The 8,135-nt window shown below is 69.9% G+C and carries 6 protein-coding genes; all 6 read left to right on the forward strand.

Annotated elements, in window-relative coordinates:
• The first annotated feature begins 190 nt into the window (after positions 1-190).
• The 6 genes from UUA_RS03535 to purF all read left to right on the forward strand — a co-directional run bounded on the left by UUA_RS03535 (position 191) and on the right by purF (position 8,098).
• Positions 191-616: a heavy metal-responsive transcriptional regulator gene (locus UUA_RS03535; protein ID WP_008434317.1), complete on the forward strand. Its 426-nt coding sequence runs from the start codon at positions 191-193 to the stop codon at positions 614-616.
• A complete protein-coding gene (locus tag UUA_RS03540) occupies positions 613-3,438 on the forward strand; it encodes a heavy metal translocating P-type ATPase (protein ID WP_008434318.1) in 2,826 nt (941 codons plus the stop codon). The genes UUA_RS03535 and UUA_RS03540 overlap by 4 nt, the downstream gene beginning before the upstream one ends.
• A gap of 98 nt (positions 3,439-3,536) precedes the next feature.
• Entirely contained in the window at positions 3,537-4,811 is a 1,275-nt protein-coding gene (folC, locus tag UUA_RS03545; RefSeq protein ID WP_008434320.1) for a bifunctional tetrahydrofolate synthase/dihydrofolate synthase, read from the forward strand.
• A 77-nt stretch (positions 4,812-4,888) separates the two neighbouring features.
• The gene (locus tag UUA_RS03550) at positions 4,889-5,926 is read left to right on the forward strand and encodes an SPOR domain-containing protein (RefSeq protein WP_008434321.1); all 1,038 of its coding nucleotides are present in this window, start codon (positions 4,889-4,891) and stop codon (positions 5,924-5,926) included.
• Between the two features lie 39 nt (positions 5,927-5,965).
• On the forward strand, positions 5,966-6,595 hold the full coding sequence (locus UUA_RS03555; protein WP_008434322.1) for a CvpA family protein: 630 nt from the start codon (positions 5,966-5,968) through the stop codon (positions 6,593-6,595).
• A 27-nt stretch (positions 6,596-6,622) separates the two neighbouring features.
• Complete coding sequence (purF, locus tag UUA_RS03560; protein ID WP_008434323.1) at positions 6,623-8,098, forward strand: amidophosphoribosyltransferase; 1,476 nt, start codon at positions 6,623-6,625, stop codon at positions 8,096-8,098.
• Positions 8,099-8,135 lie beyond the last annotated feature (37 nt).

The following is an 8,135-nucleotide window of genomic DNA, read 5'->3' on the forward strand; positions in this document are numbered from 1 at the left end:
CCAGGGCGGCCAGCTCGCCGCCGACGTCGAGGAACATCACCGCGGCGCCCTGTCCGCGCAGTTGTTCGGCACGGGCGTTGGCGTCGTCGCCAATCGTGACGCGCGATTCGGCCATCAGCTTCGCGTTGCCCTGTGGCGCGTTGCAGCAGCGCTTGACTCTGGACCTTGATCAAAGGTATAGACTACGCCCATGATTACGCAAATTCCCTCTCTGACCATCGGTGCCGTCGCCAAGCGCGTCGGCGTGGCGATCGACACGATCCGTTATTACGAGCGGGAGGGCCTGCTGCCTGAGCCGCAGCGGCGGGCGTCCGGTTATCGCAGTTACGGTGAAAGCGCGGTCGTGCAGCTGCGCTTCATCCGCCGCGCCAAGGATCTCGGTTTCACGCTGGAGGAGATTCGCGAACTGCTGGCGCTGTCGGCCGATCGCCAGCGTGGAGTGAAGGCGGTGAAGCAGCGCGCGGAGAAACGGCTGGCGTCGATCGAGCAGCGCATCGCTGAATTGCAGCGGGTGCGTGACGGGTTGGCGGAGCTGGTCGCGTCGTGTCCGGGCCATGGTGCGCCGGAGCATTGCCCGATCCTGCGCGCGCTTGGCAACGAGGAGGAGAAGGCATGAGTGGGCAAGATTCCTGCTGCGCGGGCGGCGGCAAGCCGGCGGCCGCCGCGGCGATCGACCCGGTGTGCGGGATGACGGTGGATCCGGCGACGGCGAAGCACGTCAGCACGCACGACGGGCAGACGTTCTATTTCTGCAGCGCAGATTGCAAGGCGAAGTTCGATGCGTCGCCGGCGACCTATGCAAAAGAAAACGCGGCAGCAGGCTGCTGTGGCGACAAGCCGGCGGCACACGATCACGTGCACCATGAGCACACGCATCACGAGCATGTCCATCATGAGCATGCGCCTGCCGTGAAGGATCCGGTGTGCGGGATGACGGTGGATCCGGCGACGGCGAAGCATGTCAGCACGCACGACGGGCAGACGTTTTATTTCTGCAGCGCGGGTTGCAAGGCGAAGTTCGATGCGTCGCCGGCGACCTATGCAAAAGAAAACGCGGCAGCAGGCTGCTGTGGCGACAAGCCGGCGGCGCACGATCACGCGCACCACGAGCATACGCACCATGAGCATGCCCACCACGAGCATGCGCCTGTCGTGAAGGATCCGGTGTGCGGCATGACGGTGGATCCGCAAACGGCGAAATACCACGCCGACCATGACGGCCGGAGCTACCACTTCTGTTCCGCGCGTTGCCACGAGAAGTTCACCGCCGATCCGCCGGCCTACCTCGGCGAACGCCAGCCTGCGCCGCCGATGCCGGCCGGCACCATCTATACCTGCCCGATGCATCCCGAGATCCAGCAGGTCGGTCCCGGCCATTGCCCGATCTGCGGCATGGCGCTGGAGCCGATGCTGCCGACGCTGGACGAGGACGACGGCGGCGAGCTGGCGTCGATGACGCGGCGCTTCTGGTGGCTGGTGGCACTCACCCTGCCGGTGCTGCTGGTGGCGATGGGGCCACATCTGTTCGGCTGGCAGCTGCCTGCGCCGTGGGATGGCGTGGCGGCATGGGTCGAGGCGATGCTGGGCAGCGTGGTGGTGTTGTGGGGTGGCGCGCCGTTCTTCGTGCGCGGCTGGCGCTCGCTGAAACCCTGGCGGCCGAACATGTACACGCTGATCGCGCTGGGTACCGGCGTGGCGTGGCTGTACAGCGCGGTGGCGTTCCTGTGGCCGGAGATCTTCCCTGACGGCTTCCGCGACATGCACGGCCGCGTGGCGGTGTATTTCGAATCGGCGGCGGTAATCGTCACCCTGGTCATGCTGGGCGATTTCCTGGAACTGCGTGCGCGCCGGCGCACCGGTGCGGCGCTGAAGGCGTTGCTCGGGCTGGCGCCGAAGACCGCGCGGCGCATCGCGGCCGACGGCAGCGAGCACGACGTGGCGCTGGACGAGGTGCATGCCGGCGACGTGCTGCGCGTGCGCCCCGGCGAGAAGGTGCCGGTCGACGGCGTAGTGCTGGACGGCGAAAGCCACGTCGACGAGTCGATGCTCACCGGCGAACCGATGCCGGTGGCCAAGGCCAAGGGTGACCCGCTCACCGGCGCCACGGTGAACCAGGACGGCGCGCTGACCATGCGCGCGCAGAAAGTCGGCAGCGAGACGATGCTGGCGCAGATCGTGGCGCTGGTGGCGCAGGCGCAACGCAGCCGGGCGCCGTTGCAGCGCGTGGCCGACAGGGTGGCGGCGTGGTTCGTGCCGGCGGTGGTGGCGGTGGCCGTGGCGGCCTTCGCGGTGTGGGCGATCGTCGGCCCGGAGCCGAGGCTGGCGCACGCGCTGATCGCCGCAGTGTCGGTGCTGATCATCGCCTGTCCCTGCGCGCTGGGCCTGGCCACGCCGATCTCGATCATGGTGGCCAGCGGCCGCGGCGCGCAGCACGGCGTGTTGTTCAAGGACGCCAGCGCGATCGAGGGCATGCGCGATATCGACACCCTGGTGGTGGACAAGACCGGCACGTTGACCGAAGGCAAGCCGGCGCTGACCGAACTGGTGATCCTCGGCGGCCAGCCGCGTGAACGCCTGCTGGCGCTGGCTGCCGCGCTGGAGCGGCCGAGCGAGCACCCGCTGGCGCGGGCGATCGTGGCCGCCGCCGATGCCGAAGGCGTGGCGACGCTGGCGGCGACGGACTTCCGCGCGCTGACCGGCCGCGGCGTCAGTGCGAAGGTGGATGGCAGCACGGCGGCGCTGGGCAACGCGAAGCTGATGGCCGAGTCGCACGTCGCGATCGGCGACGACGCGAACGCCCGCGCCGAGCAACTGCGCGGGCAGGGCGCCACGGTGATGTTCCTCGCCGTCGACGGTGCGCTGGTCGCCTTGCTGGCCGTGGCCGACCGGATCAAGCCGGGCACGCCCGCGGCGATCGCCGCGCTGCACGCGGCCGGCCTGCGCATCGTGATGCTCACCGGCGACAACGCCACCACCGCGCAGTCGGTGGCGCGCACGCTCGGTATCGACGAAGTGCATGCCGACGTCTCGCCGGCCGACAAGGCCGCAGTGGTGAACCGGCTCAAGGCCGAAGGCCGCCGCGTGGCGATGGCCGGCGACGGCATCAACGACGCGCCGGCGCTGGCCGCGGCCGACATCGGCATCGCGATGGGCAGTGGCACCGACGTGGCGATGGAAAGCGCGCAGGTCACCCTGGTGAAGGGCGAGCTGGGCGCGATCGTGCGCGCGCGCAAGCTGTCGCAGGGTACCGTGCGCAACATCCACCAGAACCTGTTCTTCGCCTTCATCTACAACGCGGTCGGCGTGCCGCTGGCCGCCGGCGTGTTGTATCCGTGGTTCGGCATCACGCTGTCGCCGATGATTGCCGCACTGGCGATGAGCCTGAGCTCGGTGTCGGTGGTGAGCAATGCGCTGCGGCTGCGTCAGCTGCGTCTGTGACGCCGTGCCCGCAATGGGCGGCGCGAGGGGCGTTCATTCGTTCGTTTGTTCGGGTGATGCTTTAAACTTTGTGCTTCCCGTTTGCATGAAGTCACTGCATGAGTCGCACTCTAGCCGAATGGCTGGCGTACCAGGAACGCGTCAACGTCCACAGCATCGAGCTGGGGCTCGACCGGGTGCGCGAAGTGTGGCAGCGGATGGGCGCGCCGGCGCCGGCGAAGCGGGTGATCACGGTCGGTGGCACCAACGGCAAGGGCTCCACCGTGGCCCTGCTGGAAGCGATGCTCACTGCCGCCGATCTGCGCGTGGGCGCATTCACCTCGCCGCACCTGCTGGAGTACAACGAGCGCGTGCGCATCGGCGGCGTCGATGCCGATGACGCCGCGCTGATCGCCTCTTTCGAGCGGATCGAGGCGACACGCGGCAGCACGCCGTTGACCTATTTCGAATTCGGCGCGCTGGCCGCGCTGGACCTGTTCGCCCGTGCCGCGCTGGACGTGGCGGTGCTGGAAGTTGGCTTGGGCGGGCGGCTGGATGCGGTCAACATCATCGACGCCGACGTGGCGGTGATCACCACGGTGGACCTGGACCACATGGAATGGCTGGGCCCGGACCGCGACAGCATCGGCCGCGAGAAGGCCGGCATCGCGCGCGCCGGACGGTCGGCGATCGTGGGCGAGCCGGACCCACCGGCCGGGCTGCTCGACGCGCTGGCCGAGCGCGGCGCGCGGGTCGAGCGGGCCGGCATCGATTTCGGCATCGAGCGGCACCAGGACGGCTGGCGCTGGCGACACCGCGACGGCAGTGCGATGGAGCTGCCCGACCCGGCGCTGGCGGCGCCGGTGCAGTACGCGAATGCGGCGGCGGCGATCGCCGCGTTGCACGCGCTTGGCCTGGAGGCGTTCACGCCGAGCAGTTTTTTCGCGGCGGTCAGCGCGGGCCTGCACGAGGTGCGGGTGCCGGCGCGGCTGCAGTCGATCGGCGGCGAGCCGCCGGTGATCGTGGATGTGGGTCACAACCCGCAGGCCGCCCGCGCGCTGGCCGAATGGCTGGATCTGCAGGCGCCGACGCGGGTGCATGCGGTGTACGGCGCGCTGGCGGACAAGGACGTGGCCGGGGTGATCGGTGCGCTCGGCCCGCGCATCAGCCACTGGCATCTGGCTGGACTGGACCAGGCCACCCCGCGCGGCATGCCGGTGGCCGCGCTGGCCGCGGTGTTGCGACAGGTGCTGCCGCAGGCGCCGTACGACGCGCACGCCGACGTGGCCGCCGCGCTTGCGGCGGCACGCGCCGCCGCACGGCCGCGCGAACGCATCCTCGCATTCGGCTCATTCTTCGTGGCCAGCGCGGTGCTCGCTGAACGCATCGGCTGAGGGTGAGCCATGGCGTCCGGCGCGGGCAGGTATAATTGCGCCGTTATGCACCGCGTTTGCCGCCCTGGAGCGAAAACTTGAAAACACGCCTGCTGGGAGCCGCCGTCCTGATTGCGCTGGCGGTTCTGTTCGTGCCGATGTTCTTTTCCAGTACCCCACCGGCGCCGGGCGGCGACCAGGCGGTCAGCCTGGCGATCCCGCCAGCGCCGGACCGTGACCTGCAGACCCGCACCATGAGCCTGGTGCCGGACGCCCCGGCGGGTGCCGCGAGCGCCGCCAGCGCACCGTCGCCGTCGGCGCCGCTGGCCTCGAGCGACCGGCTGGCCACGGTGAATATCGGCTCCAGCCGCCCGCGCGACGTCGAAACCGACCCCGAGGCCGGCAAGCCGCCGCAACCGACCACGGTGACCATTGGTTCGGGCACTTCGCCCAGCCAGCCGGTGATTCCGCAGCAGACCACCCCGTCGCCGACCAGCGCGAACACCGCCGCGGCGCCAGCGACGAAGCCGCAGACCGTGGCGATCGCGTCGCCGTCCAGGCCTGTGGCCGCAGCGCCGGTGGCAGCGGCGCCCGCGCTGGCCGGGGCGCGCGGCAACTACACGCTCAATCTCAGCGCCTACGCCAGTGCGGCCGGCGCCGCCAGCCTGGAACGTCGGGTGCGGGCGCTGGGTTACCCAGTCAGCGGCCACGCCATCACCCAGGCCGGCCAACCGCGCACCCTGGTGACCGCCGGGCCGTTCGAGACGCGCGCCGCGGCCGAGGCCGCGCGCTTGAAGATCACCCAGTCGATCCCCGGCGTGCCGGCCCGGCTGGAACAGGACGCCAGCCACGAAAGCGCCGCGGCGGCGCCCGCAGCTGCGGCCACGAGCACCGCCAGGGCCGGCGGCTGGGCGGTGCAACTGGCGGCGATGAGCGACCAGGCCGATGCAAATGCGCTGCGCGACAAGCTGCGCGCGAACGGTTTTGACGGCTTCGTCGATTCGGTGCAATCCGGCGGCCGGCGGCTGTGGCGCGTGCGTGCTGGCCCGCAGACCCAGCGTGCCGATGCGCAGCGCGTGCATGACCAGATCAAGGCGAAGCTGGGCGTCGACGGCAACGTCGTGCCAGTACCCTGAGCGTGCGGGCGTCGGCACGGAACCCGCGCGGATGAACGGATGAACTGGACCGACTACATCATCCTTGGCGTGCTCGCCCTGTCGGTCTTCGTCGGGCTGTGGCGCGGCCTGGTCTCCGAGGTGCTGGCGCTGGTGATCTGGATCGCCGCGTTCTGGGTGGCGTGGATGCTCGGTCCCGCCGCGGCGGCACGGCTGGAGCACGTGATCGAGCTGCCGTCGGCGCGGATCATCGTGGGCTATGGGCTCTGCTTCGTCGCCGTGCTGATACTCGGCGCGCTGCTGCGTTTCGTGATCGGCAGGCTGGTCGAAGGCACCGGGCTGTCCGGCACCGACCGGCTGCTGGGCATGCTGTTCGGCTTCGCGCGCGGCGTGCTGCTGGTGACCGTGCTGGTGTTCCTGGTCGGCTTCACCGCGTTCACGCGCGATCCGTGGTGGCGGCAGTCGGTGCTGTTGCCGCACTTCCAGCATATGGCGGCCTGGCTGGGCCAGCAGGTGCCGCCGGGCGTCCGCGAATATCTCCACCCGCCGGCGACGCTCGGCCGGTGGTCCGGCTTGCCGGCGGCGCGGCCGGACCCCATATCGGGCAAGGCGCCCGCGCCGGCGGCGAGCGCGCGGCATCCGGCGTCACCGGCGGCGGCCGGCACGGCCAGTCCACCCCGGACTTCCTGAACCATCCTCTGAAGCAGGCAACAAACCATGTGCGGAATCATCGGCATTGTCGGTACCACCGAAGTGGCATCGGCGCTCTATGACGGCCTGACGGTGCTGCAGCATCGCGGCCAGGACGCGGCCGGGATCGCCACGGTGGACGGCGCGCGGCTGCGCCTGCACAAGGGCAACGGGCTGGTGCGCGACGTGTTCGGGCAGAGCGCGATGAGCGGCCTGCGCGGGCGCATCGGCATCGGCCACTGCCGCTACCCCACCGCCGGCTCGGAAGGCTCGGCGGAGGCGCAGCCGTTCTACGTCAACTCGCCCTATGGCATCGCGTTCGCGCACAACGGCAACCTGGTCAACACCGACGCGCTGCGCCGCGAGATGTTCCAGGACGACCGCCGCCACATCAACACCGATTCCGATTCCGAGGTGCTGCTGAACGTGCTGGCGCACGAGCTGCAGATCCAGGACCGCATGGAGCTGACCCCGGACCACATCTTCAAGGCAGTCGCCGGCGTGCATGCGCGCGCGCGCGGCGGCTATGCCTGCATCGCCCTGCTGCTGGGCTACGGCCTGATCGCGTTCCGCGATCCGAACGGCATCCGCCCGCTGGTGCTGGGCGAGCGGATCACGGCAGAAGGCCACGAATACGCGGTGGCATCCGAGTCGGTGGCGCTGGATATCCTGGGATTCAAGCGCATCCGCGACGTGGCGCCGGGCGAGGCGGTGATCATCACCGACGCCGGTCAGCTGTACACCCGCCGCTGCGCCGAGGGTGCGCCGCACACACCGTGCATCTTCGAATACGTCTACCTGGCCCGGCCCGACTCGATGATCGAGGACGTCTCGGTGTACAAGGCGCGCCTGCGCATGGGCGAGAAGCTGGCCGAGAAGATCCTGCGCGAACGCCCCGACCATGGCATCGACGCGGTGATCCCGATCCCCGACACCGCGCGCACCGCCGCCAGCGCGCTGGCCGGCGCGCTCGGCGTGCCGTTCCGCGAGGGCTTCGTCAAGAATCGCTACATCGGCCGCACCTTCATCATGCCGGGGCAGGGCGAGCGGGTGAAATCGGTCCGCCGCAAGCTCAACGCGATCGACCTGGAATTCCGCAAGAAGAATGTGCTGCTGGTCGACGACTCGATCGTGCGCGGCACCACCTCGAAGCAGATCATCCAGATGGCCCGCGACGCCGGCGCGAAGAACGTCTACTTCGCCTCCGCCGCGCCGCCGGTGCGCTACCCGAACGTGTACGGCATCGACATGCCGTCGGCCTCGGAACTGGTCGCCGCCGGGCGCACCGAGAAGGAGGTCGAGCAGGCGATCGGCGCCGACTGGCTGATCTACCAGGACCTCAAGGACCTGATCTGGGCGGTGCAGGACGGCAACGAGGAACTGAGGCAGTTCGACGCTTCGTGCTTCTCCGGCGAGTACGTCACCGGGCTGGACCAGACCTACCTGGCGCAGATCGAGATGCTGCGCTCGGACGACGCCAAGGCCGCGCGGCGGGCAGGTTGAGCCCCGTACTGCACGCGTAGGAGCGCACCCTGTGCGC

Origin of the sequence: Rhodanobacter thiooxydans LCS2 (genome assembly GCF_000264375.1) — a bacterium.
GTDB classification, from domain to species: Bacteria; Pseudomonadota; Gammaproteobacteria; order Xanthomonadales; family Rhodanobacteraceae; genus Rhodanobacter; species Rhodanobacter thiooxydans.